This is a genomic window from Actinomadura sp. NPDC000600, from assembly GCF_040492135.1.
Lineage (GTDB): Bacteria > Actinomycetota > Actinomycetes > Streptosporangiales > Streptosporangiaceae > Spirillospora.
In genome coordinates this window covers 40,384-66,313 of record NZ_JBEUPD010000001.1, presented here as the reverse complement: position 1 = coordinate 66,313, position 25,930 = coordinate 40,384, and the positions used below count along the sequence as shown (strand labels likewise).

The window sequence follows — 25,930 nt, the reverse complement described above, 5'->3', positions numbered from 1 at the left end:
GTCATTCAGTTCCCCCAGGCCGAGATCACGGCGACGGCCTGCCAGAGGGTCAGCCGCGGGTCGCAGAAGGTCCGGTACCGGTCCCCGACCCCGCCGAAGTCGGCCTCGTCGACGACGCACTCCGTGACGTCGTCGGGGGTGGTCTCCAGGTGCAGGCCGCCCGCGACCCCGCCGGCCGCCTGCACCGCGGGCACGAAGTCCTGGACCTCCCGCATGAGCGTCTTCACCAGGCGCGTCTTCCGGCCCTCCGGGGTGCGGACGGTGTTGGCGTGCATCGGGTCGCAGATCCAGATGACCGGATGCCCCTCGCCGAGCACCGCTTCGACGAGGGGCATCAGCCGGTATGCCGCCTGCTCGGCTCCCATCCGCGCGATCAGGGTGAGCCGGCCCGGTTCGCGTTCCGGATCGAGCCGCCGGCACAGGGCCCGCAGTTCGTCCCTCGTCGTCGCCGGGCCCACCTTGCACGCCACCGGATTGGCGACCTGGCTGAGCAGGTCGACATGAGGGCCGTCCGGCTGCCGGGTGCGCTCGCCGATCCACGGCCAGTGCGTGGAGCCCAGCACGAGCGCTCCCGACTCGGCCCGGCGGACCAGCGGGACCTCGTAGTCGAGAAGCAGCGCCTCGTGACTGGTCCAGATGGGCGGGTCGCTGTGCGGGAGGCTCCGCGCACCGCGCCAGCCCAGGTACTCCATCATCTCGCTCGCCGCCATGAACCCGGTGAGAAGGCGCAGCGGGTCGGGCCGCCGGCTCTCCGGCGTGGGCGCCGGATCGTTGACGAGATGGCCGCGGAAGACCGGGAGCAGCAACTCGCCCGCCTGTTCGGTGGGGCTGCTGCGGGGCTTGGCGAACTGGCCGCCGATGCGTCCGGCGCGGTGCACCGGTTTGTCGGTGATGACGGTCAGTGCGCCGGCCAGCGTGTGCAGCGCGGCCGATTTCTTTCTGAGGTGCTCCGGGGTGCACTCGTCGGGGTCTTCGGCGCAGTCCCCGGCCTGGAGGACCAGGGACCGCCCCTCGGCGACCTCGGCGAGAAGCGAACGCAGACGCATCACGTCTCGGGCCCTGACGAGCGCAGGGCGGGATGCCAGCAGCTCACGCATGCGCCGGACCTGAGCTGGATCGCTCCAGTCGGGCTGCTGCGGGGCGGCCTTCGAGTACAGAGTCAGTTGCAGATTGCGGAGATCGTGTGCTGACCTGGCCTTGTTCATCGGTCTCCACCCGTCGAGGGTGCGGCGTTCCCCGGCTTCATGACGGCTGTCCGCGTCGGCGGACTCTCCCGGATCACATCCGGCTCCTAGGTCGGGATTCCTTCCCGCTTGACCTCCGGCACCGGGATTCCGAGCGCGCGCAACTGCTCGAAGGGGTTCATGAACTCGCGCTGCTGCCTGATCATTCCGTCCTCGAGGCGGAACGAGTGCAGGAAGTGGTTCTTGTAGTGGCCCTCGGGGTAGCCCGGGAACCGAATGGCCCCCTCCCCGTCGCACTCGACCCAGATGAAGTTCGGATCCTGCGTCTCGAAGATCTCGATATTGGTCCAGACCCAGTCGGGGAAGCACTTCAGCGACCAGATGGCGTGCTCGGCGAGCCGGTCGCGTCCGTGGATCGCGATGGGCCGGCCGGTGTCGTTGGTCCACAGGCCGCCGACGCCGTCCTCGGTGAAGAGCAGGTGCCGCCGGAGACGGTCCTGGCCCGTGGTGTTCATGTACTTCTCGACTGTGGCGCGATTCTTCCTCCGAAGGTCGGCTTCGTTCTCGGAGCCGGGGAATCGGGCGTTGTCAGGCATGGTGGATCCTCCGACGATCGTCGTCGCGCAGGGATGGAGGGTGCGAGTGAGTCCCGCGGTGGGTTCGTGCGGGAAAGCCGGAAGTGCCGGGCTCTCGTGTGGAGGGAATGCTCACCGCGGCCGGGTGCGGTTCCCGGCGCGCTTGCGGGACGAGAGGGCCGCTCAGTGATCAAGAAGGCGGGGGTTTCATCCCATCAAATGCTCACTTCTCGCAAGCATTTGGGCATACCTCTGCCGCCAGAACAAGCGTGACAGTTCGGACTTCCGGCGTCAAGAGCCTTCCGTCCCGCCGTCCTCAGTTTCCGGCATCGGCGCAGCTCACAGCGGTCGACCAAGCTCCGATCACCGGGCCGTGCCATTCGGAGCGCGAAATCCTGCCCCGTCGGCGGGCGCCACCGGCGCCGAGAACTCGGTCCCGGCCCGGTCGGGAGATGCCGCGCAGGCGGCTGGAATGCCGCCGGCCCGGCGCCGCGGGAGCGGCGCCGGGCCGGCGGTACTGATCGGAGATGATGATCGCGGCACGCCGCGGGTACCGCGACTACCGGCTCGGCGTCTTCCGGACGACCAGCTCGTAGAGCTCGTCGAGGTCGTACTCCGCGCGCCTCGGACTGCCGTAGCGGGTGAGCTGGCCGCGGCTGGCCCACTTCCGGATGGTCGCCGCGGCGACACCGGCGGCGAGCGCCGCGAGTTCCGTCGGGACCGTGGTGCGGCCGCTCGGCGCCTGCCTCATGACGTGCTCCTCTCGGCGGGCATGCCGGCGACCGGAGCGTTCAGCCGGCGGAGATCGAGCCACCGCCGCGGCGGCCAGTCGTGTCCGGAGTCGCAGCGGACCTGAGGTACCGCCCCCTGGCCCCCCGCGCCGATCGAGGCACGCACCCTCCCGCCGCATCCGTGCTCTGCGCAGGGGCCGAGGTCGATGGTCCGAACCCTCGTCGGGTTCAGCGCCCGCTCGGCGTCCGCGGCGAGGGCAACGATCTCCTCGGCGAAATCGGCCGCCACGGCATGGCCGACCAGCCAGTCCAGGTGAGCCTGGAGGAAGGCGGTGAGCGCCTTCACATCGAGGCTGCCGAGCCCCGTCACGCCGCGCTCCTCGATGACCAGCTCGCACCATGAGGAGAGCACGCGCACCGTGTCACTGCGCACGGCCGCGGCCACTTCGTCCAGGCGGATCCCGCTCGGTCGCCGGCCGCGCATCATCCTGATCGGATGCTGGCGAGGCACCTCAAGGCTCTGCTCGCAGGCCAGGTACAGTCCCGGCAGGCTGGCCAGGCGTGCGGTGAGCACGTCCCGGCACAAGGTGCACAGCCGTATCCCGCGGGATGCCGCTCCTTTGGGCAGGGGCGCCCCGCAGCTTCGGAACGCACAGATCTGCTGCATAGCCAGTCCCCGTCTCACTCGTTCCTACATGGGCCGACCGTCTGAAGCGGTGCCCTGAGAACGATCGAACAAGCGGGAATCGCGGCGCTATCATGTGCCTATCGGCAGCCTTTCACGGGCTCGCCGGCCGAGTCCTCAGCCGAATGCCGAGGGGCGCTTTCAGCTCACCGCACGCTCCAGGCGGTGTGCGCGAACGGCGTGATGAACATACCGACCCGGTAGTCGGTCTGCGAACCGACGACCCGCACCGCGAACGTGACCTGTTTATAGCCGGCCATGATTCCCTGACTGGCGTAGTACGCGTCGACGTCCACTTCCAAGGTGAAGCCTCCGCCACACGAGTGTCTCGCCGCTTCGGACGAATACGTGAAATCGCCTCGCGAGTCGGTGAGCCCGTGCAGGAGGAGGGCCAACTCTCCAGCCGGTCGACCGACGACGGACACCTCGACGCCCTCCGCAGGGCGGCCGGATACCCCGTCTATTACATTTACCGTAATATTCACAGCGAGTCGACTCCATGCCGAAAGACCTTGAAGCGCGGGATTGGCAGTCGGGTCGACCTTCGTCCGCGCAGCATTTTCCCTTCCTGCACTTGCCCGCCGACCCGGTGGGGAGCGTACCATGCACCCGCCTTTATACCAGTATCGTATCCTTATCATACAGCCTTCACTACGAGGTTGACCAGGATCACTCAACTGGTCATTTACCTTTAAAGCGGGCGGCGAAACCCGCGGTCGTGGGGCCGGGGGCGTGGGACCGGGGTCCATTCTCGAGCCGGCCGCCCCGTGCCGGCCGGGGACGTCGTGCGGTCGCGCTCACCACCTGGCGAGGCCCGGCACGAAGCCAGGCGGGCAGGCGGGCAGGCGGGGTGGACGCGGTCACGCCCCGAGGCCGCTGCACCAATCCGGGCGGCTCGCCTCCACTGTCGCCGCGCGCACCTGTGCCAGCAACCCGGCGATCTGGTCGCCCTGGTCGCCCTGGACGGAGTCGCCGCCGCCCGCGAGTTCCACCGCCGCCTGCCAGGCGCGCGACGCGACGCCCGGCATGCCGACCCGCTCGTGTATGCGGCCGAGGAGGTCCAGCACCCTGAACTGCCAGAGGCCTTCGGCGCAGTGCTCACGGAACACCGCGACGGCCTGCTCCACAAGGGCCAGGGCCGCCTTCCCCTCGCCTCTGACGAAATGGAGCTCGGCGAGCCCGAGCAGTGCGCGTCCTCGGATCAGCCGGTTGCCGGTGCGCCCGGCCAGGTCGAGAGCGGTACCGAAAACGGATTCAGCGCGCGCGAAATCTCCGATAATTCGCCTCGCCTCTCCCAGGGAGGTCAGCACCCGCGCTTGGCAACCGACATCGCAGTGCTCTCTAGAGAAGTGCAGCACCGAGGAAAGAGCCTCCGCCGCCGCCTCCGCGCATCCATTACGCATCTGCAGTTCGGCCAGTGCGAACTCGACCTGCCATCTGAGCCATGGGGAACCGAGCCGATGGGCTATTGATAACGCATCGTCGAGCATGGACTGCGCGGCGCCATATTCACGCCGGTCGGCGCTTATCTGCGCCATGCTCTTGAGAATGTAGGCCTCGCCGATCGGGTCCCCGGTCCCGCGGAACCCGGAGATCGCCTGCCGATGGCGCGCCATCGCCGTGTCATGGTCGCCGTCGAGAGTGCCGGTGAATGCGAGACCGCCGTACGCCAGCGCGCGTCCCCGCTCGTCGCCCACCTCATCGAAGATCTTCAGTGCCTGCGCGAAATGGTTCTCCGCGACGGCTTTCCGCAGGCCCGCCTCCAGCCTGCCGAGTGAGTACAGCAGCGCGCCCTCGCCACGTCTGTTGCGGGCGTCCCGGACGGCACCGAGCGCGTCGGCGTACATACCGCGCCAATCGTCGCCGCGCAGGCAGGACTCGAACGCCTGTACGGCAAGACAGGCCAGATTCCAGCACAGCTCGTCCATACCGAGCCGAGCGGCAAGGCGCACCGCAGTGACCAGTGAACTCCGTTCCGTCCTGAACCATTCGAGGGGGGCCTGCGAGATCATGCTGTACTCGGGAAGCGGCCAGTGTTCGGCGGTTCCGTGAAGTACCGCGAAGTCACCCCCATGGATGCGGCGGTGAGCCGTGGTCGCGATGAACAGCCAGCATCTCAACAGCCGCCGTATGGCATCGAGCCGGTCGGTGGTCGACTCCTCGGCCGAACACCGCTCCGCCGCATAGATTCGCACCAGGTCGTGGAGGCGGAAGCGGATGCCGCCGTCTCCCGTCACCGTGTGCTCGACCAGGTGCGCCGCCACGAGCTGCTGGAGCAGGTGCTCGGCGCGGGCGATGTCCGCGTCGAGCAGCGGGGCGCCCACCCATGAGGCGAAATCCTCGGTGCCGACCAGGCTCAGCCGCCTGAGCAGCCGCTGCGCCGACTCGTCGAGCAGGTCGTATGCCATCGCGATGGTGGCCCGGACGCTGGCTCCGTCGAAGGAGAGTTCGTCGAGCCGCCGAGCCTCGTCCCGGAGCTGGCGGACCATGTGCGAGATCGGCCAGTGCGGGCGGGCGCGGAGCTTCGCCGACACGATCCGCAGGGCCATCGGTATTCCCTCGCAGAGCCGGACCAGTTCCCGCGCGGCCTCCGGCTCGGCGTTCATCCGGCGCTCGCCGATCGAGGTCAGCAGCATGTCCTGCGCAGCCTCATCGTCCAGAGGTCCCACACGGATCTCGTGCACGCCCTCCAGCCTGCCGATGTGCTGGCTGCAGGTGACGATCGCGGCACAACCGCGGGTCCCGGGGAGGAACGGGGTGATCTCGTCACTGTGGCGGGCGCCGTCGATGACGACGAGCACCCGGCGGCCGGCGAGCACGCTCCTGTACAACGCCGCACGGCCCGCGAGGTCGGGCGGCATCGTGTCCGAGGGCAGCCTCAGCGACCGCAGCAGCTGCTCGGCGAGCGAGGCACCGCTGTCCGACATCCCCGGGCGAAGCTGCAGGAACAGCTGGCCGTCCGGGAACTGCGCGCTGAGCAGGTGGGCGACCCGCACGGCGAGCGCCGTCTTGCCCACGCCGCCCCGGCCGGTGAGCACGACCACCGGCACCTCGGGCGGGTCGCTGCTCGCGTCCTGGCCGGTGAGGACCCGCGACAACTCGGCGAGGATCTCCGCGCGCCCGCCGAAGTCGGGGATCGTCCTCGGCAGCTCGCGTGGGACGGGCGTGGCGGTGCCACGCGCGACGAGGCCGGCGGAGGGACGCGGAGCCGGCAGCTCGAGCCGGGCGTCGCGGCTGAGTATCGCCTGTTCCATACGGCACAGATCCGCGCAGGGGTCGATGCCCAGCTCGTCCTGCAGCGCGTGCCGTCCGACGCGGAACGTCTCGAGCGCGTCCGCCTGCCGGCCCGCCCGGTACAGCGCGAGCATGAGCTGGCCCCTGAGACGTTCGTTCAGTGGATGCTCCGCGACGAGTTTCGTGAGCTCGCCTATGATCTCCTGGTGCCGGCCGAGTTGCAGTTCGAGGTCGAGGCACTCCTGGTAGGTCGATATCCGCCACTCGTTGAGCCTGGTCGCCGCACTCTGGATGGCCTCGCTCTGCAGGCCCTCCAGGGCGGGCCCTCGCCACAGGGCGAGCGCTCCGCGGAAGTCGCGCACCGCTTCGGGGAAGCGCTGCTCGGCCGCCGCTCTCGTCGCGCCGGCCGTCATCTCCTCGAAGCGTGCGAGGTCGATGTTCTCCGCGGACGCCCTGATCAGGTAGCCGGGGGGCCTGGTCACGATGACCGACTCGCCGAGGAGCCTGCGCAGCGCCGAAATCGTGATCTGTACCTGGCTCTTCGCGGTCCGCGGCGGTTCGCTCCCCCACAGCGCGTCCACTATGCGGTCCACAGAGACGACGTGGCCGACTTCAAGCAGTAGGAGCGCGAGCACTATCTGCTGTCGCGAAGCTGCGATGGCCACCGGGTTGTCCTTAATCAGGATTTCGAGGGGACCAAGCAGCTTGAACCTCATAACCCCACCCAGGTAGCTCGCTGTAGTCGGCAACGAGTACGGAATTCGGCGGACCGGCCGGAGGCCGGCGCGCTGCACGCCGCCCTCCGCTTTGCAGGAGCTGCCAGAATCACCCAATCCACCAGGCAGGATAAGCCAGAAATATTACTCAGTCAATTCACCCATTGTCACAAAAAGTCACGTTCAGTTAATTCACCTCGACCATTATCCCGTAGAATGACAGGCAACATGAGGGTGCCCGGCAAAAGTTGCTCATCGACACCCCGACACGAGGCGAGCATTCGGGCTTGAATTCCTGCGCCGCGGTGCGGCGGCACACCGCGGCGCGGGGCCGAGGCGCCCGGTCGCATGCCAGGCCGGCGGAATCGCGAGCACAGGTGCGGGCGCGGCGTCCGTCGATCACGCGGTTCGCCGAACTCCCAGAAGAAGTCCGGCCCGCCGTGCGGCACGTCGGTTCCGCGGCAACTGCCCGTGCGAGAGGGCACGCCATCCGCGCATGCACGCGACCACCTGCGGACGACACGGCTGCAACCGGTCTATGACCTGCTGATACGTACGTCGCGAAGCACCGGCATTCGACTTCGCCGATTTCCGGGATCGGGGCCGCATCGACCGCCCGTTTCCACCCGGAACTCAACTCACCGGCCCGCGGGACGGCCGTCACGGCGGCGAATGCCTCGCCGCTCTGTACGGCGCCATGGATCAGGCCGCGCGACTCGTTCTGGCCCGCACTGCGGACCAATGACCCTGAAAAATGACATCCAGGGGAAATTTGTTGAACATCTTCGGCGGGAGCTTAGGAGCTCCGTACGAGGCGGGCGGCGGCACATATCGCCGCCCGCCTCGAAGAAGTCGGTACGCCCGCGGCCGCCGTTTCGGATGATCAGTTACGCTCATCCGAAGCGGCGGGCGGGCTGCCCGGGTCAGCGTCCCGCGGCATCCACGGGCTCATGCACCGGGAGTTCGGCGTCCAGGTCACGGGGGCGGGCCCTGCGCGGCAAACCGAACATCGCAAAGAATACGATGATCAGGATCCCGATTCCATACCAGAGCGCGATGGAGAAGCCTCGGGAGAAATTATGCGCGTTGGCCTTGGCGCCGGATTCGGTCAGCGCCTGGACCACCGCGGAGGGCTGGCCCGGCCCGGGCCGGCAGCTCGCAGGCACGACGGTCGGGTCGTTCGCTTCCGAACGGTCCCGGACACAGGCACGGAATCCGGCGAGGATCTGCTCCTGGTTCTGCTTCGGAACCCCTGCCGCGCTGAGTTGCCTGCTCAACGCGGGGGTGACCTCGTCCACGCCCCGCCCGGAGTCATGCTCCAGCTGAGCGAAGAAGAGCACACCCACCAGCGCGACTCCGAGCGCCCAACCGACCTGCTGGGTGGTGTTGAGCAGTCCGGAGGCGGATCCCGCATCGTGCCTGTCCACGCCCGCGAGGATGACGTCGACGATCGGGGCGATCACCAGTCCGAATCCGAAGCCCGCGAGAACGAGCGGTCCCGCCATCCCCCACGAGCTGATTCCGGGCCCGTAGTGGTCGGCCGCCAGGGCGTACCAGGCGAATCCGGCGGCATTGAAGAGCGCGCCCGCCATCAGCACCTTGCGGCCGAACCGCGGGGTGAGGACCTCCACCGACAGGCCCGAGCCGGCGCCCGCGCCGACCGCGAAGATCGCGGCGGTCAGCCCGGCGTGCAGCGGGCTCCAGCCGAGGCCCATCTGGAGGTAGAGCGTCCAGACGAGGAAGAAGCCGCCGAGCGAGATCCAGAAGATCAGGTATCCCACCATGCCCGTGGTGAACGCCCGGGCACGGAACAGGCCGAGCACCACGAGTGGTGAGCCGACCGTCCTTGTACGCCGGTGCTCGTAGGCGACGAACAGAGCGAGGACCACCGCGGACGCCGCCATCATCGCGAAGATCCAGGCCGGCCAGCCGTGATCGCGGCCCTTGATCAGCGGGTAGATCAGCAGCAGGATGCCGCTCACGGCGAGGACCATGCCGAGGAGGTCCAGTTTGGGCGCCGTCGGCGAGTGCGACTCCCCGACGACGAACCACCCGGCGATCAGGGCGATCAGTCCGACCGGCAGGTTGATCAGGAAGATCGATCGCCATTCCAGCCCGAACACGTCCCCCTCGACGAGCAGGCCGCCGACGATCACACCGGCCACGGACGCGAAGCCCAGGACCGAACCCCAGATGCCCAGGACCTTGCCGCGTTCGTCGGCCGGGAAGGTGACATGGACGATCGCGAGCACCTGCGGGACCATCAGGCCGGCCATGGCGCCCTGGGCGAGCCGCGCCCCGATGAGCATGTTCGGATTGACGGCGATGCCGCAGAACAGGGACGCGAGGGTGAAGCCGGCGACCCCGATCAGGAAGAGCTTCTTGCGCCCGTAGATGTCGCCGAGCCGGCCGCCGGTGACGAGCAGTGCCGCGAACCCGATCACGTAGCCCGCCACGACCCATTCGATCTGCGAGTACTCGGCCTTCAGGTCGCGCAGCATGCTCGGGACCGCCACGTTGACGATCGTCACGTCGAGCATGTCCATGAAACCCGCGCCCAGAAGGATGACGAGAACGATCCATCTGCGCGGATCCAGTTCCTGCGTGTTCGCGTCGTCCGTACCCACCGGGTCCCGGCCGGCCGGGTCCGGACGACTGCGCTCATCATTCGACATGACGTGTCTACCTCCATTCGACCTTGAGAGGCGGACGCGTCTGCCCCTCATAGCCATGACGAACCGGCGCGGCAGAACCTGACCGCGGATCTCTCGGCTTCCGGGACGGGTGTGGGGCCGATCCGCGGCCACCACACCGCCTGCGGGCGACATCGTCAGATCATCTAGACTACGGAGCCGTGTATCCCACGCCCGCCGCACAGGCCCACTCGGTGTTCGAGCGGCGGCAGGATCGTGTGCCATCCGCATCCTCTACTGACGGGTCGACGGCGCGTGGACGCCTCCGGGGCGTTGCGGGCCCGCAGTGCACGGGCAGGGCGAACCCGTCCTGACTCCGCGCCAAGACGTCCGAATCGATGATGGAGCGTGACCTGATGGACAGTCAGGCGGAACTGGCCCAGCAGTTCACCCAGGCGCGCGACCACCTCCGGGCGGTGGCCTTCCGGATGCTCGGCTCGGCGCACGAAGCGGACGACGCGGTACAGGAGGTCTGGCTGCGGGCCAGTCGCGCCTACGCGGGCGATGTCATCAGCATCTCAGGCTGGCTGACCACGATCGCCGGTCGCGTCTGCCTCGACATGCTGCGCTCACGGCGGCGCCGGGGCGAGGAGTTCACGGACATGGGCACCCTGGCCGAACTCGGTCCGGAGGCCCGCTCCCAGGACGCGGCCAATCCCGAGGACGAGGCGATGCTGATCGAGTCCGTCGGGCTCGCCATGCTGGTGGTCCTCGACGAACTCGGTCCCGCCGAGCGTGTCGCCTTCGTGCTCCATGACCTGTTCGGCGTCCCGTACTCCGAGATCGGGGAGATCGTCGAACGGTCGCCGGCCACCGCGATGAAGCTGGCCAGCCGTGCCCGGCACCGGGTGCGGGGCACGGCCAGAGTACCCGCGGCCGACCTGGCCAGGCAGCGGAAGGTGGTGGCGGCCTTCCTGGCCGCGTCGCGAGCCGGTGACCTGCACGCCCTCCTGACGATCCTGGCCCCGGACGTCATCCGCCGCGCGGACGACACCGTACTGCGAGCGGGCACGGAGGCCGTGCTCCACGGCGCCCGCCGCGTCGCCGAGGACGCGGTCTTCTACTCGGCCCTCGCGCAATCCGCCCACCCCGGGTTGGTGAACGGCACCGCGGGGGTCCTCATCGCGCCTCGCGGGCGCCTCTTCGCGGTCATCGAACTCACCATCGAGGACGACCTCATCGCGGCGATCGACATCATCGGCGACCCGGCCAGGCTCAGCGAGGTCCGAGTGGACTGCCTTCCGCTCTCGTAGAGGACTCTCCGGTGCGGCCGCCCGCTGCTGAGGCCGCGTCCCTCGCGAACTGGGTCCTCGCCGATCACACTGGGGCCATGGAATACGTCGGCCGGGTGCCCGCGCCGCCGCTCGACGGCTTCATCGACGACATCTACTGCCTGAGCGGGGTTCCTCGGCACCGCCGGATGAACGTGCCGCCGATGCCGTCGGCGCACCTGTTCCTCAACCTGGGCGAACCCGCCCGCCTGTGGGACTCCGACCCCTCGGTGCCGTCGGCGCTTTTAGCCGACGGGTGGTTCATGGGCGTGTGGACCCGGCGCTTCGTCGTCGAGTACCCCGCGTGGGTCCGGCTGGTCGGGGTGCACTTCAAGCCCTGGGGGCTTTCCCCGTTCGTCGGCATGCCGGTGAGCGAGCTGCGGAACCGATGGGTGCCGGTCGACGACGTCTGGCGGCGGTCCCTGGACCGGATCCGCAACCAGCTCGGGGACGTCGCGTCCGCCGTCGAGGCCATGCGCCTGGTGGAGGCGGAGCTGCGTTCGCGACTCGCCGAAGCGCGCGGTCTCGGCCTGGTCCACCACGTCGGGCGGCGCCTGGAGGTCTCCCACGGCGCCGTCCCGATCGGTGCGCTGGCCGATGCCGCGGGGGTGAGCGGCAACCACCTGGCGGCGCAGTTCAAGTCCCATGTCGGGGTCACCCCGAAGCGGGTGGCGCGGATCTACCGCTTCGCGCGGCTGATCCTGTCCGTGGACGCCCTGCGCCCGGTCGACTGGTCGGATCTCGCCCACGCGGCGGGCTACTTCGACCGGGCCCACTTCAGCAGGGAGTTCAAGGACTTCACCGGCCACACCCCGACCGAGTACCTGGCCCTGCGGCGCCGGTTCCCCGCCGACCCGGGGTTCCCGCCGGACAGCGGTCCGATGCCCGCCGAGTGATTTCTTACAAGCCCCGCCGCACCCGGAGACGACAAGATCGGAGAGGAGCAGGCGAGGGACCGAGGAGGACCCGTGGGCACAGTGATCATGCACAGCGCGGCGTCGGTGGACGGCTTCATCGCCGACGAGAAGGACGACGTCGGGCCGCTCCATGACTGGTACTTCAACGGCGACACCCCGATCACCGGAGACGTCGGCGAGCAGTACGACCATTCCGGCGCCGGAAGCCGCTTCAGGGTCTCGAAGGCGTCGGCGGGGTACGTCCGCTCGATGTGGGAGTCGATCGGCGCGATCATCATGGGCCGCGCCCTGTTCGACCTGGTGAACGGCTGGGAGGGCCGGCCGCCCGCGGGTGACCACGTAGTCGTGGTCTCCCACCGGCCCAAGCCCGAGGGCTGGCACCCGGAGGCGTCCTGCCACTTCGTCGGCGACGTCGCGGCCGCGGTCGCCAAGGCCCAGGCGCTCGCCGGGGAGCGGACCGTCGCGGTGAACGCCGGCAACGTGGGCGGCCAGATCCTCGCGGCCGGTCTCGTGGACGAGGTGGCGATGGACGTGGTGCCGGTGGTCTTCGGATCGGGCAAGCGCTTCTTCGGCGGCATCGACCGCCGGCACCTGCTGGAGGACCCCCACGTGGTCATCCAGGGCGACCGGGTACTGCACCTGAAGTACAAGGTCCGCCGCTAGCGGCCCTGGCCCGCCCCGGAGCTGTGCTTACTGTGGGAAGGAGCAGGACAACGGTTCTGGGGGTATTCGGGGGCGCTTGTGAGCGGGGCCGAGATCGATTACGGGGCGGTGTTCAGGGCGCTGCCGAGTGCGGTGGCTCTTCTCCGCCCGGACCTGGTGTACGCCGACGTCAACGAGGCGTACCTGCAGGTGGCGGGCCGCACCCGCGAGCAGTTGGTGGGCCGGTACCTGTTCGACGTCTTCCCCGACAACCCCAACGACCCCAACGCCACCGGGATGCGCAATCTGGAGGCGTCGCTGCGGCGGGTGGCGGCCACCGGGGAACGCGACGCCATGGCGCTGCAGCGCTACGACGTGGAGGATTCCGAGCGTCCCGGGGTGTGGCAGGAGCGGTACTGGAGTCCGGTCAACACGCCCGTCCCAGGCCCTGACGGGGAGGTCGCGCTGCTGCTGCACCGGGTGGAGGAGGTCACCGAACTCATCCGCGCCCGCGGCGCCCGCCGCGGCGAGGACCGGGAGGAGGTGCTGGAGGCCGACCTGTACACCCGGGCCCGGGAACTGCAGGCGGTCAACGAGCGGCTGCGGCGGGCGCATGCCCGCGAGCGCGAGGTCGCCCTGGCTCTGCAGGAGGCGATGCTCCCCGCCGCCCCGGTGATGGGCCATCGCCGCGCCGCCGTGCGCTACTCGCCCGCGATCGGCTCGCTGAACGTGTGCGGCGACTGGTACGACCTGGTCGAACTGGACGGCGACCGGATCACGGTCGCCGTCGGGGATGTCGTCGGCCACGGCCTGACCGCGGCCAAGGTGATGGGCCAGCTGCGCGCGGCGCTGAGCTCCGCCGCCCGCGTCGCCGACGGCCCGGCCCATGCCCTGGAGGCCCTCGGCCTGTACGCCCGCTCCGTGGACGGCGCCGAGGCCGCCACCGCGGTCAGCGTCTTCATCGACTGGACGACCCGCACCCTCACCTACAGCTGCGCGGGGCACCTTCCGCCCGCCCTGCTGCACAGCGACGGCACCGTCTCGTTCCTCGACCAGGCCACCGACCCCCCGCTGGCGGCCAGCTTCGAGCATGCCGTCCGCCGGCAGACCGACTGCGCCTTCACCGACGGATCGGTCCTGGTCCTTTACACGGACGGGCTCATCGAGCGTCGCCGGGAGGACATCGACGCCAGCCTGTCGCGGCTGGCCGGCTCCCTCGTCCGGCACCGGCACGCCGAACCCGAGGTCCTCGCCGACGCCCTGCTGGCGGACCTCCTGCCGTCCGGGGGCATCACCGACGACACCGCCCTGGTCATCCTGCGCCTGTGACCACCCGACCGGCCGGACAGCCCGGTCAGCCGATCGGCGAGAGACAGAGGTTCTTCGCCAGGCCCCGCGGGTCCACGCCGAGGAAGGTCTTGACCATCGAGCTGTCATTCCAGCCCTGGTAGTACTTGCAGCCGTGGGTCGGATCCTGGGAATCGGGGTCGTCCGGGTCATCCGCGGTCTGGCCGACGATCTCGTAGGCCGTGCCATTGGCCAGCCTCAGGTGACACGGCGTCCGGTACCAGTCCCCCTGCTTCGTGCCGAACCCGAAGTCGGAGTCGCCGGCGTGGTACACGCAGTCCCCGATTCCGGCTTCGGCGGCCGGCTGCCCGTAGACCTGGCGGCCGAGGAACATGGCCAGGCCGAGCAGGGCCGCGGCCACCACGGCCGCCGCGACCGTCCGCTGGACGATCGATGCCCGGCTCCACCAGGACGCCCCGTCGACGATCCGCGTGCGGCCGTCATTCGACTCCGCGGGCGGTCTGGAGATCTCGGTGACCGTCGCACGCCCGGTCAGGTCCGCGTCCCGCGGGCGCCGGTCCTCCGGTTCGGAGGCCCGGGCGAGCAGGACGCGCGCCTCGGAGATCGTCGGACGCTCGGCCGGGTCCTTGGCCAGGAGGCGGGTGATGAGCTCGGTGAGCCCTCCCGCGCGCCTCGGTGGGGCCGGAGGGTCGGTGATGACGGCCTTGAGCGTGGCGGAGGTGGTGTCGCGGCGGAACGGGGAGACGCCCTCCACCGCTTGGTAGAGCGTCGCTCCGAGGGAGAACAGGTCGGAGGCGGGCTCGTCGTTCCCGTCGATGCGTTCCGGGGCCATGTACTCCAACGACCCGATGAACGCGCCGGTCGCGGTGAGCGTCGTGTCGGCGTGGTGCACCGCGATGCCGAAGTCGGTGAGGACGGCGTCGCCGGCGCCGGTGAGCAGCACGTTGGCCGGTTTCACGTCCCGATGGACGATCCCGGCTCCATGTGCCGTCTCCAGCGCGTTCAGCAGGCCGGCGGCGACGCGTGCGGCGCCGCTCGCAGGCAGGGGGCCGGATCGCGCGATCCGGTCGTGCAGCGAGTGCCCGTCGACGAGTTGCATGACGATCCAGGGGAGGCCGTCCTCAACGACGACGTCGTGCACGCTGACGATGTTCGGATGCTCGCGCAGCCGCGCGGCGTTGTGCGCCTCGCGGGTGGCGCGCGCGACCCGTTCGGCCAGCTCGGCGGCGGGCGGCCGCATCTCCTTGACCGCCACGTCGAGCCCGAGGGCGGTGTCGTGGGCCTTCCAGACCAGGCCGAACCCGCCTCGCCCCAGCGTCTCGACCAGCCGGTACCGCCCGCCGACCAGCCGCCCGGGGGCCGCCTCCGGTGCAGTCGTCACACGCCGAACCTACCGACGCCCCGAACACCCACACAAGAATGTTCTTTTGCCATGGCGACAACGACCCCAGCGGTCGCTGCGAGTCCTCGCCCGGCGCAGAGGGGCTCCTGATGCGGGCGGAAAGCGGGCGCACATGCGAGAAGCCGCCGACCAGAACTCGTCTGGTCGGCGGCTTCTCGTGTCGTGGAGGTGGCGGGAATCGAACCCGCGTCCTTCGGTGATGAGTCAGGGCTTCTCCGGGTGCAGCCTGCTTGACGCTTTCTCAGCCCCGGCGCTCACGCAGGCGTGTCGCCGACGGGCTCAGTCGCTGTTCGCTGTCCCTACCGGTCCCGCGACCGAATCGGCAGGTGGAGTCTCCTTACGATGCCAGACCCCGGTTCGGAGACGCTACCGGGCTGACAGAGTTCGCTCCTCGCTCAGGCGGCGAGGGCGAACTCGGACTGCTTCTTGTTGGCAGTTATTGGTTTGCTGTCACAGGATTTACGAGGTCACGACAGCAACCCTCGACCCGCTTCCCCTGGCTCGAACGACCGAAGTCGAAGCCGGTCACCCCCATGTTGAGTTGTCAAAGCGTCCGTCCCGCCGACTGGCGGCGGAGCTTCCGCACGATGACGCTACAAGGATAACGCGTGCCGGGGCAAAGTGATTCCCTCCGGGCACACGTGAACCCCGGTGGACGCGAGCGGTGTCGCGTCCACCGGGGTCGACCGGCAGGGTCGGGCCGGTCCGGACGGCAGAGCCTCCCCCGAGACGAGGCTCTGGTCTCATCACGGCGACTGAGTCCCGCAACCCCCCAAGCGGTGGCTCAGTCACCCGTAAAGACGCACCCGGGGGCCGGGTTGGTTGCGCGCCGCCGGTAAAGAGCTGACAAAGTGCCTGACCGCGCCTAACCGCCCAGGAACTTCGCGACGAGCTTCGGGGTGTTGACGGCGCCCTCGACGGCGATGGCGAAGGCGCGGTCCCCGCTGGAGCCGATGAACCAGGAGACGGTCTTGGGCCGACCACCCTCGTTGTAGGTGGCGAGGGCGGCGACGCCGACGACGTCGCCGGAGACGCGGGCGCCGCGGGCGTTGCCCCGGGACGCGGTGCGGTTCAGGACCCTCTTGAGGTTCGAGATGGATTCGGACGGCGGGCTCTGGGCCTGCGGTGCCTGGGCCGTCGTGGACGGGTCCTTGAAGACGTAGGGCGGCTTCCAGGTGCCGGTGTAGGCGGCGGCGGCCACCAGGGCCATCGCCAAGGGGCTGACCTGGACGGCGCCTTCGCCGACCATGGTCGCGGCCTTTTCGCCGTCGTTCGCAGGTGCCGGGACGGAGCCGGTGAAGGCGGGGACGCCGAGGCCCCAGTTCTTGCCGATTCCGAGCTGGGACGCCTCGCGGAGGAGGGTCTGGGCGTCCACCTTGCTGCTGAGCTGCGCGAGGGTCGTCTTGCAGGACGCGGCGAAGTGGTTGGCGAAGGTGCTGTCGGGGCGGGCCCTGTTGGTGAACGTCTTGCCGCCGACGGTGACGGTGCCGGGGCAGGTGGTCTCAGTGGACTGCTTCATGCCGGCCTGGGAGAACAGCGCCAGCGCGGACACGATCCCGAACGTCAGGCCGGGCGGGTACTGGCCCTCGAACGCCAAGTTCTTGCCGCCCGTCCCGTGGTTGGCCACGGCGAGCACCTCGCCGGTGCTCGGCCGCACGACCGTCATGGAGGCCGGGTACGGCAGGCCGGCCAGCGCGTCGTCGGCGTGCTTCTGGTAACCGGGGTCGAGGGTCGTCTGGACCTCCTGCGGCTCCAGGCCGGGCCAGGAGCGCAGCCGCTCGGTGGTCTTGCCGGTCTCGTCCTGCGCGACGACGCTGACGGTCGGCGTCCCGGCGAGGCGGCGCTGCTGGAGCAACTGGATGCCGCTGACGCCGATCGTGTCGCCCGGCTGGTAGGGGGCGCCGACCTGCTGGAGCCGGTCGGCGGTGGCCGGGCCGAGGTTGCCGATCAGCTCGGGCGCGTACGCGGGCGCGATCGGCGCGCGGACGCCCTGGAACCGCAGCCCCGGAATCTGGGCGAGCCGCTGGCTCACCGCGTTGTGGTCGGGGGCCTGCAAGGTCAGCAGCGGCAGGAACGTCTGCGGCGGCGCGGACCGGACACGGCCGAGGAGGCGCTCGCCGTCCAGCCGCCGGCCGCCGTCGATCTTGGTCTCCTTGACGAGCTGGTCGATGGTCTTCCGCGGGTCGGCGAGCTGCCCCGGGAACACCCCGAACTGGTAGGCGCCGATCTCGCGCAGCGCGGTGCGGCCCGCGGTGTCGGTGATCGGGGCGCGCTTCGGCACCTCCGTCACCACGGCGAGGCGCTGCCCCTGCTTCAGCTTGGTGTTGATGATGGACGGGTCCCAGACGACCTTCCACTTGCCGCCGACGCGGCGCAGGTGCATGAGGCCGGGGTACTGCCAGGGCTGCCCGTTCTCACCCAGGTCGATCTTCACGGTGAAGCGGGCGTCGGCCTCGTCGCCCTTCTTGACGATCTGGTCGACGTCGGAGCCCTCCACCTCGGTGCCGAGGGACAGCCGCAGGGACGCGGCGTCGAGCTGCTGCCGGACGCGGCCGAGGGCGTCCTCGACCTGTTTGCGGTCGGCGCCGACCGTCCGCCCGGCCGCGGCCTCGTAGTTGCCGACCTGCCAGGCGATGAGGAAGTCGCGGACGGCGGGCATCGCGGAGGGCTCGGCCCAGCATCCGGTCGTCATCGTCCCGACCAGGGCGCCGCAGGCCGCCAGCGCGACCGAACGGCGCCGCAGCGGCGAAAGGAGCGGCGTCCGGGCCCCGGCCCGCCTCCGGCCTCGGTTCGTCATCGACACCCTTCACCGTCTCCTGAACCGGGCCGCCGCCGCCTTCTGCATCTCCCGCTCGGCTTCCCGCTTGGCGATGGCCTGGCGCTTGTCGTAGGTCTTCTTACCACGGGCCAGGCCGATCTCGACCTTGGCCTTCCCGTCCTTGAAGTACAGCGAGAGCGGGATCAGCGTCCAGCCCGGCTCCTCCGACCTCGCGATGATCTTCTGGATCTCGCGGCGGTGCAGCAGCAGCTTGCGGCGCCGGCGCGGGGCATGGTTGGTCCAGGTCCCCTGGGTGTACTCGGGGATGTGGACGTTCTCCAGCCACACCTCGCCGTCCCGCACGTGCGCGAAGCCGTCGGCGAGGGAGGCGCGGCCGGCGCGCAGGGCCTTCACCTCGGTGCCCATGAGCACCATGCCCGCTTCCCACGTGTCGTCGATGTGGTAGTCGTAGCGGGCCCGCTTGTTCTGGGCGATGAGCTTGTGCCCGGTGTCCTTCTTGCGCCCGGTGTCCCGTGCCACGTCCTCAGTCCTTGTCCGGCGTTCGTCGTCTCAGTCCGGCATCGTCGTCTTGTCAGGCATCGTCGTCTTGTCAGTTTGTGGCCTCTACCCGGGCATCGCCGCGTCGAGGCCGCGCAGCACCGTCCGGGCGCGCCGCTCGGCCGCCTTCGCGGGGCGGTCGGCGGAGACCTCCACGTCGGGTTCGATGCCGACCCCGTCGAGGTTACGGCCGCTCGGCGTGCGGTAGCGACCGACGGTCAGCTCGATGACCGACCCGTCGGCGAGCCGGAGGGGTTCCTGCACCGAGCCCTTCCCGTACGTACGCGATCCTACGATCACCGCGCGGTCGCGGTCGCGCAGGGAGCCCGCGACGATCTCCGCGGCGCTGGCGGTGCCCGCGTCGACGAGCACCACGAGCGGGGTCCGCGCGTCGCCCGGGGTCGTGACGGTGCGCCGCTGGACGGGCCTGCCGCGCGGCTCATAGGTCACGACCGGGCCGCCGGGCAGGAAGGCCGACGCCGTCTCGACCGCCTCGTCCACCAGCCCGCCGGGGTTGCCGCGCAGGTCGAGCAGGACGCCGCCGCCCGGCCGGCCCGCCGGTGACCGCCCGGTCACGGCCGCCCGGACCTGCCCGCCCGTGCCGCGGGTGAAGGCGCCGACGCGGATCATCCGCGCGTGCTCGGGGAGTTCGGTCACGGTGACGTCCCCTCCGGAGACCTTCGTGCGGGCGAGGTGGAACCTCCTGGTTCGACGCTCGCGCTCCACGGTGAGTTCGACCGTCTCGTCCGGACGTCCGCGCAGCGCCTCGGCCACGCGCGAGATGTCCCAGCCCGTCACGGAGGCCTGCCCGACGCGGGTGACGACGTCGCCGGCCCGGACGCCGGCGCGGGCGGCGGGGGTGCCGGGCTGGACGCTCGCCACCAGCACGCGGTCGTCGCCGTCCTCGCTGCCGAGCCACAGCCCGACGCCGCTGTAGCGGCCGGTGAGGCGCCCTTCGACGTCGTCGTACTCGCGGGCCGAGTAGTAGTGCGCCCACTTGTCGCCGAGCCCGCGCAGCATGCCCTCGATGGCGGCGCGGTCGAGTTCGCCGCGGTCGACGGGCCGCGCGGCCCGGCCGCCGATCTTCGCCGCCGCGTCGTCCAGGACGGAGCCGCCCCCGGCGACGGCCGCGTGCCGCTCGGAGCCCGAGCCGCTCACGACCCCGGCGCCGTAGGCGCAGACGAGCGCCGCCGCCATCGCGGCGCCGCGCAGCACGCCGCCCGGCCGCCTGTTCAGCGGGGACACGGGCTCGACGGGGGCGCGGAGGGGGTCATGCGGCCAAGTGTAGGGCGGCGCCGCGGCCCGGATCCGGCGGTTGCGCCGGATCCGGTCGCGGCGTCAGATCTTCAGGTATCTGCGCAGGGTCAGGAACGAGGAGACGGCGCACAGCAGGACGCCGAAGCAGATCGACACGATGATGACGAGGATCACCACGCTCCAGCCGAGCTGGCTGACGAGCTGGACGTCCCCCGCGAGTCTGTCGACCAGGAGTTTCTTACTGAAGATCAGCAGTACGGAGGCGAACAACCCGCCGATCAGCCCGGCTATCGCGCCCTCCAGGATGAAGGGCATCTGGATATAGGTGTTCGACGCGCCGACCAGCCGCATGATGCCGGTCTCCCGGCGCCGGTTGAACGCCGACAGCCGGACGGTGTTGCCGACCAGCATCACCGCGGCGATCACCTGGATCAGCGCGATCGTCAGCGCCGCGACCTGCAGGCCGTTCAGGATGCGGAAGAACCGTTTCAGGATCTCCTGCTCGTTGATCACCGAGTCGACGCCGGGCTGGTTGAGCATCGCCTGCGCGACCGCCTTGTACTCCTCCGGGTTCTTCAGCTTCACCCGGAACGAGTCGGGGATGTCGCCCTCGCGGGTGCTCTCCACGAAGCCGGGCGATCCCGCGAAGCGGTCCTTGAAGCGGGCGTAGGCCTGCTGCTTGTTCTCGTACTGGACCTGCGAGACCTGCGGCATCTTCTCCAGCTGCGCCTTGAGCGTCTGCCGCTGCTGGTCGGTGACGTCCTGCTTCTGGCAGACCGGGTTCGAGCTCGTCTTCGCGCACAGGAAGATCGACACCTCGATCTTGTCGTACCAGTAGCTCTTGGACGCGGAGACCTGCTGCCGCAGGAGCAGCCCGGTGCCGAAGAGCGCCATGGCGATGGCGACGGTGATGACGAGGGAGATCGTCATCGTCATGTTCCTGCGGAGACCGATCCAGATCTCCTGGAGAACGAACTGTACGCGCATGCCTCGCTGTCCTTGATCGCCGTTGCCGGGCCGGGAGCCGGGGCGGCCGCGGGACGCGGCGCCGGCGGCCGCCTCTCGGGCACCCTCAGGGTGTCCTACGACCCGGCGGGAATCGATGGTTCAGATTTCGCTGCGCCCGTTCCGGCGCGCATGTGTCAGTACGCCTGCCCGTACACGCCGCGCGACTGGTCGCGGACGACGCGGCCGTCCTCCAGCTCGACGACGCGCTTGCGGAACGCGTCGACGATGGCGGCGTCGTGGGTGGCCATGACGACGGTGGTGCCGGTCCGGTTGATGCGGTCCAGCACCTTCATGATGCCGATCGAGGTGGCGGGGTCGATGTTCCCGGTCGGCTCGTCGGCCAGCAGGATCATCGGGCGGTTGACGAACGCGCGCGCGATGGCGACGCGCTGCTGCTCGCCGCCGGACAGCTCGTCCGGCATCCGGTGGGCCTTGCCCTCCAGGCCGACCAGGTCGATGACCTCGGGGACGACCTTGCCGATGAACCGCCGCGGCTTGCCGATCACCTCGAGGGCGAACGCGACGTTCTCGAAGACGTTCTTGTTGGGCAGGAGGCGGAAGTCCTGGAAGACGCAGCCGATCCTGCGGCGCAGGTGCGGCACCTTCCAGTTGCTCAGCCTGCTCAGGTCCTTGCCCGCCACGTGCACGTGACCCTGGGAAGGACGCTCCTCCTTCAGGATGAGGCGCAGGAAGGTCGACTTCCCGGAGCCGGACGGACCCACCAGGAACAGGAACTCGCCCTTCTCGATGGCGACGTTCACATGCTGGAGGGCGGGCCGGTTCTGGCTCGGGTAGACCTTGGTGACGTTGTCGAAGTGGATCACGGCTGCATCACGGCGGTTCGCTGTAGGGGTTGGGGAGCGGGCCGGCCCGCGGCCACGGAAGAGTCCGTGGCCCCTTGCCTGCGCCGCCCGGCTTCACGGCCAGGTGGGACGCGGAGCCTTCGAGCAGTGTAGAGGGGAGAGGCGACCGCCTCGTCCCACTCGGAGCGGTACGGGCGCCCAGGGCCGGCACCGCGTCCGATCTGTGCGTGACGTCCGATCAGTGCCATGTGAACGGTCTCCCGACGTCCGGTCGTTTCATACCGGCTTTGCCCCCGGACTTGCCGGAACGACCATACAGTCCGGCTACGCTGGATGATGGCGAAAGATACCTAATAGATGGACGAACGACCAGACAGGCCGACGCTTCCCGCACGGACCGCGTGCCGTTGTCGGAGATTGGGGCCCACGACATGAGCTGCGAACATCTCATCTGTGCTCGGTGCTCGAACCCGGTGGTGGAGGGCCGCTGCCCCACCTGCCGGGAGGCCCGCTCGGAGCTTCACGACCACGGCCCGTCCGTGCCGCCCGCCGTGGTCCTGGCGATCCTCGTCGCGCTGCTGTTCGCGGCGCTCGTCCTCCAGCGCGTCTACGGCTGACGCGGTGCCCCAGGGCTTCTTGATCGGCCCTAGGGCTTCTTGATCGGCGGTGTGGCCGCCTTGGTCACGGCGCCGTCGTCGGCGAGCATGTGCGCCTTCGCCTGGGCGGCGCGCTTCTTGGCCTTCGGCGGGTCGAACGCGGCGAAGTGCAGCGTCGCCGTGGTGTCGACCTCGTTGCCCTCGACGGCCCCGTCGAGGAGGTGCTCGGCCTCCTGCGGGATCTCCGGCTTCGGGGTGCGCGGGTCCTTGGCGACCAGCGAGGTGTTGCGGAACAGCGAGTAGATGACCAGCCCGCCGCCGTGCTCGGTCCGCAGCCCGAAGTAGGGGAACGGCGTCGCCGTGTAGACGACCGTGTAGGTGATGTCGTCCTTCTTGGCCTTCTTCCTGGCGCGCTTGGCGTCCTGGTAGAAGCCGGTGGTGACGGGGTTGGACTTCATCACCTTCGCGGCGACGCTGCGCGGCCCCTCGGCGGCGATCGTCGCCTGGATCCCGCCGACGTCGCGGGGGCGGATCAGCAGGGACGCGTCGCCCGCGCTGAGGGCCGTCGCGTAGCCGGCGGCGTCGATCGCCACCTTCGGCTCCTTGGCCTTCTCCTGCAGGACGGTCGCGACCGTGAGCTTCCAGTGGTCGGACGGCCCGCGCAGGATGAAGCCCATCAGCACCCTGCGCTTGCTCTTGGGCCGGCCCATGACGGAGCGGTCGACCGACACCACGAACCACTGCGGGTAGGCGGCGTCCTTCAGCTTCGGCACGTACAGCCTGGGCTTGCCGTAGCCGAAGCGCGGCACCGGGTCGCCGTCGTAGGCGGCCTTGCGGAACTCGGCCGCGGTGAGCTGGGACTGTCCGTCGGACGTCCACGTCAGCGCGAGGCGCTCGTCGCCGGCGGCCCTGGCCACGTCCTCGTCGGTGACGTAGGAGCGGAACGCCTGCTCCGCGACCTGCGGGGTCAGCGCCACCGGCGCGGGCGGGGACGTCTTCGGCATGGTGACGGTGGGCCGCGCCTCCGTCTTGCCCTCGGCGCAGCCCGCGGCGGTGAGCAGGGCGAGCAGCACCCCGGCCGCGACCACCCGCAGGAAGCTGTGCAAAGACCCGTCCCCCGGACCGAGATTCCAGGGCCGACCGCCCTCGGCCGACCTCCTCGGCCCGTGATTCTGCCACCCGCATGATATTGGAGGGACGTCCGGTCGTCCGCCATGGGGCGATAAGCATGCCGGGACGGCGATAAGCTCGGACCGTGGCAGGCATCGAACCCGAAGAGCAGCTCAAGGAGCTCGGCTCGACCCTGTCCAGCATCGAGCAGGTGCTGGACCTCGACGGCATGCGCCGCGACATCGCGGAGCTGCGCGAGCAGTCGGCCGACCCCGACCTGTGGAGCGACCAGGAGCGCGCCCAGTCGGTGACGCGCCGCCTGTCGTACCTGGAGAGCGAGCTGAACCGCGTCGAGGGCCTGCGGCAGCGGCTCGACGACACCGCCACGCTGTACGAGATGGCCCGGGAGATGGACGACGCCGACACGCGCACGGAGGCCGACGAGGAGCTGGCCGCCCTGAACAAGGCCGTCCAGCAGCTCGAAGTGCGCACCCTCATGTCGGGCGAGTACGACGCCCGCGAGGCGCTGGTCACCATCAACGCGCAGGCCGGCGGGGTGGACGCGGCCGACTGGGCCGAGCAGCTCCAGCGGATGTACCTGCGCTGGGCCGAGCGGCACGGCTACCCGACGGAGGTCTACGAGACGTCCTACGCCGAAGAGGCCGGGATCAAGTCGACCACGTTCACCGTGAAGGCCCCCTACGCCTACGGGACGCTGCGCGGCGAGCACGGCACCCACCGGCTCGTCCGGATCTCCCCCTTCGACAACCAGGGCCGGCGGCAGACGTCGTTCGCGGGCCTGGACGTCGTCCCCGTGGTGGAGCAGAGCGACCACGTCGACATCGACGAGACCGAGCTGCGGATCGACGTGTACCGGTCGTCGGGGCCCGGCGGCCAGGGCGTCAACACCACCGACTCGGCCGTGCGGATCACCCACATCCCCACCGGCATCGTCGTCTCCTGCCAGAACGAGCGAAGCCAGCTGCAGAACAAGGCCACGGCCATGAACGTCCTGCAGGCCAAGCTGCTGGAGCGCAAGCGCCACGAGGAGGCGGAGAAGCTCTCCGAGCTGCGCGGCGAGGGCACCACGAGCTGGGGCACGCAGATCCGCAACTACGTCCTGCACCCGTACCAGATCGTGAAGGACCTGCGCACCGGCGTCGAGGTCGGCAACCCCACCGCGGTCCTGGACGGCGACATCGACGAGTTCATCGAGGCCGAGATCCGCTGGCTGCGCCAGCAGGAGATCGCCTGACCCCAGGCCCGCCCCGCGAGCGGCGGCACCTTTTTCGGCCGACTTTCGTGTTCATAGAGTGACTGTGCGGTCACTCTGCGAGGATGCCGGGTGGTTCGATCAATGTCGCCATTCGGGGGGGCCTCATGGCCGCACGCACTTTCGTCTCCATGCTCATACCCGGCCTGCTGGCCGCCGCCGTGAGCACCGGCTGCTCCGGCAGCACCTCCTCCTCCGCGGCCCCGGGGAAGCCGCAGGGGGCGCCCGCGCTCACCAAGGAGCAGGCGCAGCAGGTCCTCGCGTCCTTCACCGCCGGGATGAACAGGGCGGGGCACAGGTTCAGCGGCCGGACGCTGCGCACGGTCGAGGCCGACCCGCAGCTCTCCATGGACGTCGCCGCGCTCAAGCTCCGGCGCGCCGTCCGGCAGCGTCCGCCGAAGGTGGCCTTCACCCGCCCGACGTTCTACATCCCGCGGCTGACCGGCTACCCGCACTGGTTCGCGGCCGACGCCGTCACCGGGCAGGGCAAGCGGGCGCTGCGCCACGCGCTGCTGTTCACCCAGGCCGGGCAGGGCGCGCCGTGGCTGCTGACCGCCGACCCCTACCCGTCCGAACTCGCCCTCGGCCGCGTCGCGCTCGACCCCCAGGGGTACGCCACCCCGGTGGCCCCTGACGTCAAGGACCTCGCCGTCCAGCCCGCGAAGCTCGCCCAGGCGCACGCCGCGCTCCTCACGGACGGGCCCGGCGCCCCCGGAGCGGCCCTCCTCGCGGAAGGGGCCAGGACCACCGAGACCTACAAGGCGCTCAAGGAGGGCGAGAAGAGCCTCGCCGCACGCGGGGTCACGCTCTCGTCCCGCTTCTCCCCCTCGCAGTACAAAGTCTACGGGCTGCGCACCAAGGACCGCGGAGCCGTCGTCTGGTACGTCCTGAAGCAGAACGAGGCGTACTCGGCGGCCCGGCGGGGCCGCATGACCGTCAGCGGAGACCTCGTCGGCCTCGCCCCGCCCGCCAGCGCCCGGACGCGCCTGGACACGATCGTCCTCGTGCAGTACCTGGCCAGCGTTCCGCCCAAGGGCCGCGCCACGATCAGCGGCATGCACCGCAAGGCCGTCACCGCCCAGGGCTCCTGAACTCCGTCGGGTGCCGGCCGGTCCCGCCCCTCCTGACCGCTGCGGCGGAACCGGTCCGGCATCCGACGGTACTTATTGCTTTTTTCTCCTCCTTCGGGCCTTGGCGGCCCTCCATCGT

At 70.0% G+C, this 25,930-nt stretch carries 21 protein-coding genes and 1 other RNA gene; 7 read left to right on the top strand and 15 right to left on the bottom strand.

Annotated elements, in window-relative coordinates; all coding sequences use genetic code 11:
• Positions 1–5: 5 nt before the first annotated feature.
• From ABWI07_RS00270 to ABWI07_RS00240, 7 genes are all read right to left on the bottom strand, one after another.
• On the bottom strand, positions 6–1,205 hold the full coding sequence (locus tag ABWI07_RS00270) for a 3-deoxy-7-phosphoheptulonate synthase (protein WP_149259220.1): 1,200 nt from the start codon (positions 1,203–1,205) through the stop codon (positions 6–8).
• A gap of 86 nt (positions 1,206–1,291) precedes the next feature.
• A complete protein-coding gene (locus tag ABWI07_RS00265; protein WP_149259219.1) occupies positions 1,292–1,780 on the bottom strand; it encodes a PhzA/PhzB family protein in 489 nt (162 codons plus the stop codon).
• A 538-nt stretch (positions 1,781–2,318) separates the two neighbouring features.
• Positions 2,319–2,510 carry a hypothetical protein gene (locus ABWI07_RS00260; protein WP_149259218.1) on the bottom strand — a complete coding sequence of 64 codons (192 nt, stop codon included), beginning with the start codon at positions 2,508–2,510 and terminating at the stop codon, positions 2,319–2,321.
• A complete protein-coding gene (locus tag ABWI07_RS00255; RefSeq protein ID WP_149259217.1) occupies positions 2,507–3,064 on the bottom strand; it encodes a hypothetical protein in 558 nt (185 codons plus the stop codon). Before ABWI07_RS00255 ends, ABWI07_RS00260 begins: the two co-directional genes overlap by 4 nt.
• Positions 3,065–3,321: 257 nt before the next feature.
• Positions 3,322–3,780 (bottom strand): hydroxyisourate hydrolase, encoded by a 459-nt coding sequence (locus tag ABWI07_RS00250; protein ID WP_268843228.1) that lies wholly within the window; start codon positions 3,778–3,780, stop codon positions 3,322–3,324.
• Positions 3,781–4,035: 255 nt separating this feature from the next.
• On the bottom strand, positions 4,036–7,125 hold the full coding sequence (locus ABWI07_RS00245) for an AfsR/SARP family transcriptional regulator (RefSeq protein ID WP_149259215.1): 3,090 nt from the start codon (positions 7,123–7,125) through the stop codon (positions 4,036–4,038).
• Between the two features lie 923 nt (positions 7,126–8,048).
• Complete coding sequence (locus tag ABWI07_RS00240) at positions 8,049–9,800, bottom strand: MFS transporter (protein ID WP_353817203.1); 1,752 nt, start codon at positions 9,798–9,800, stop codon at positions 8,049–8,051.
• Between the two features lie 374 nt (positions 9,801–10,174).
• Between ABWI07_RS00240 and ABWI07_RS00235 the strand changes: the two genes are divergently transcribed.
• The 4 genes from ABWI07_RS00235 (at position 10,175) to ABWI07_RS00220 (ending at position 13,977) form a co-directional block, all read left to right on the top strand.
• The gene (locus ABWI07_RS00235; RefSeq protein WP_149259213.1) at positions 10,175–11,071 is read left to right on the top strand and encodes a sigma-70 family RNA polymerase sigma factor; all 897 of its coding nucleotides are present in this window, start codon (positions 10,175–10,177) and stop codon (positions 11,069–11,071) included.
• A gap of 77 nt (positions 11,072–11,148) precedes the next feature.
• Positions 11,149–11,985 carry a helix-turn-helix domain-containing protein gene (locus tag ABWI07_RS00230; protein ID WP_353817202.1) on the top strand — a complete coding sequence of 279 codons (837 nt, stop codon included), beginning with the start codon at positions 11,149–11,151 and terminating at the stop codon, positions 11,983–11,985.
• A gap of 72 nt (positions 11,986–12,057) precedes the next feature.
• On the top strand, positions 12,058–12,669 hold the full coding sequence (locus ABWI07_RS00225; protein WP_353817201.1) for a dihydrofolate reductase family protein: 612 nt from the start codon (positions 12,058–12,060) through the stop codon (positions 12,667–12,669).
• Positions 12,670–12,747: 78 nt separating this feature from the next.
• Positions 12,748–13,977 carry a PP2C family protein-serine/threonine phosphatase gene (locus ABWI07_RS00220; RefSeq protein ID WP_353817200.1) on the top strand — a complete coding sequence of 410 codons (1,230 nt, stop codon included), beginning with the start codon at positions 12,748–12,750 and terminating at the stop codon, positions 13,975–13,977.
• A 25-nt stretch (positions 13,978–14,002) separates the two neighbouring features.
• Here the strand turns inward: ABWI07_RS00220 and ABWI07_RS00215 are convergent, their stop codons facing one another.
• The 7 genes from ABWI07_RS00215 to ftsE all read right to left on the bottom strand — a co-directional run bounded on the left by ABWI07_RS00215 (position 14,003) and on the right by ftsE (position 21,763).
• Positions 14,003–15,337: a serine/threonine-protein kinase gene (locus ABWI07_RS00215; protein ID WP_353817199.1), complete on the bottom strand. Its 1,335-nt coding sequence runs from the start codon at positions 15,335–15,337 to the stop codon at positions 14,003–14,005.
• A gap of 181 nt (positions 15,338–15,518) precedes the next feature.
• Positions 15,519–15,891, bottom strand: a transfer-messenger RNA (tmRNA) gene (gene ssrA, locus ABWI07_RS00210).
• A 332-nt stretch (positions 15,892–16,223) separates the two neighbouring features.
• On the bottom strand, positions 16,224–18,155 hold the full coding sequence (locus ABWI07_RS00205) for a penicillin-binding transpeptidase domain-containing protein (protein WP_353817198.1): 1,932 nt from the start codon (positions 18,153–18,155) through the stop codon (positions 16,224–16,226).
• Between the two features lie 9 nt (positions 18,156–18,164).
• Complete coding sequence (gene smpB, locus ABWI07_RS00200; protein WP_149259208.1) at positions 18,165–18,656, bottom strand: SsrA-binding protein SmpB; 492 nt, start codon at positions 18,654–18,656, stop codon at positions 18,165–18,167.
• Positions 18,657–18,740: 84 nt separating this feature from the next.
• Positions 18,741–19,919, bottom strand: a complete 1,179-nt coding sequence (locus ABWI07_RS00195) for a S41 family peptidase (protein ID WP_235036769.1) — start codon at positions 19,917–19,919, stop codon at positions 18,741–18,743.
• A gap of 93 nt (positions 19,920–20,012) precedes the next feature.
• On the bottom strand, positions 20,013–20,918 hold the full coding sequence (gene ftsX, locus ABWI07_RS00190; RefSeq protein ID WP_149259207.1) for a permease-like cell division protein FtsX: 906 nt from the start codon (positions 20,916–20,918) through the stop codon (positions 20,013–20,015).
• Positions 20,919–21,073: 155 nt separating this feature from the next.
• Entirely contained in the window at positions 21,074–21,763 is a 690-nt protein-coding gene (gene ftsE / locus ABWI07_RS00185) for a cell division ATP-binding protein FtsE (RefSeq protein WP_021597771.1), read from the bottom strand.
• Between the two features lie 410 nt (positions 21,764–22,173).
• Here ftsE and ABWI07_RS00180 point away from each other — a divergent pair, with 410 nt between their 5' ends.
• Complete coding sequence (locus ABWI07_RS00180) at positions 22,174–22,359, top strand: hypothetical protein (protein WP_149259206.1); 186 nt, start codon at positions 22,174–22,176, stop codon at positions 22,357–22,359.
• 29 nt (positions 22,360–22,388) lie between these two features.
• Here ABWI07_RS00180 and ABWI07_RS00175 read toward each other — a convergent pair whose 3' ends face one another.
• Positions 22,389–23,444 carry a DUF8094 domain-containing protein gene (locus ABWI07_RS00175; protein WP_353817197.1) on the bottom strand — a complete coding sequence of 352 codons (1,056 nt, stop codon included), beginning with the start codon at positions 23,442–23,444 and terminating at the stop codon, positions 22,389–22,391.
• Positions 23,445–23,593: 149 nt separating this feature from the next.
• On the opposite strand from ABWI07_RS00175, the gene prfB reads away from it, so the two are divergent.
• Together prfB and ABWI07_RS00165 are read left to right on the top strand one after the other, a co-directional pair.
• Entirely contained in the window at positions 23,594–24,703 is a 1,110-nt protein-coding gene (prfB, locus tag ABWI07_RS00170) for a peptide chain release factor 2 (protein WP_149259204.1), read from the top strand.
• Positions 24,704–24,828: 125 nt separating this feature from the next.
• Positions 24,829–25,812 carry a DUF8094 domain-containing protein gene (locus ABWI07_RS00165; RefSeq protein ID WP_353817196.1) on the top strand — a complete coding sequence of 328 codons (984 nt, stop codon included), beginning with the start codon at positions 24,829–24,831 and terminating at the stop codon, positions 25,810–25,812.
• Positions 25,813–25,930 lie beyond the last annotated feature (118 nt).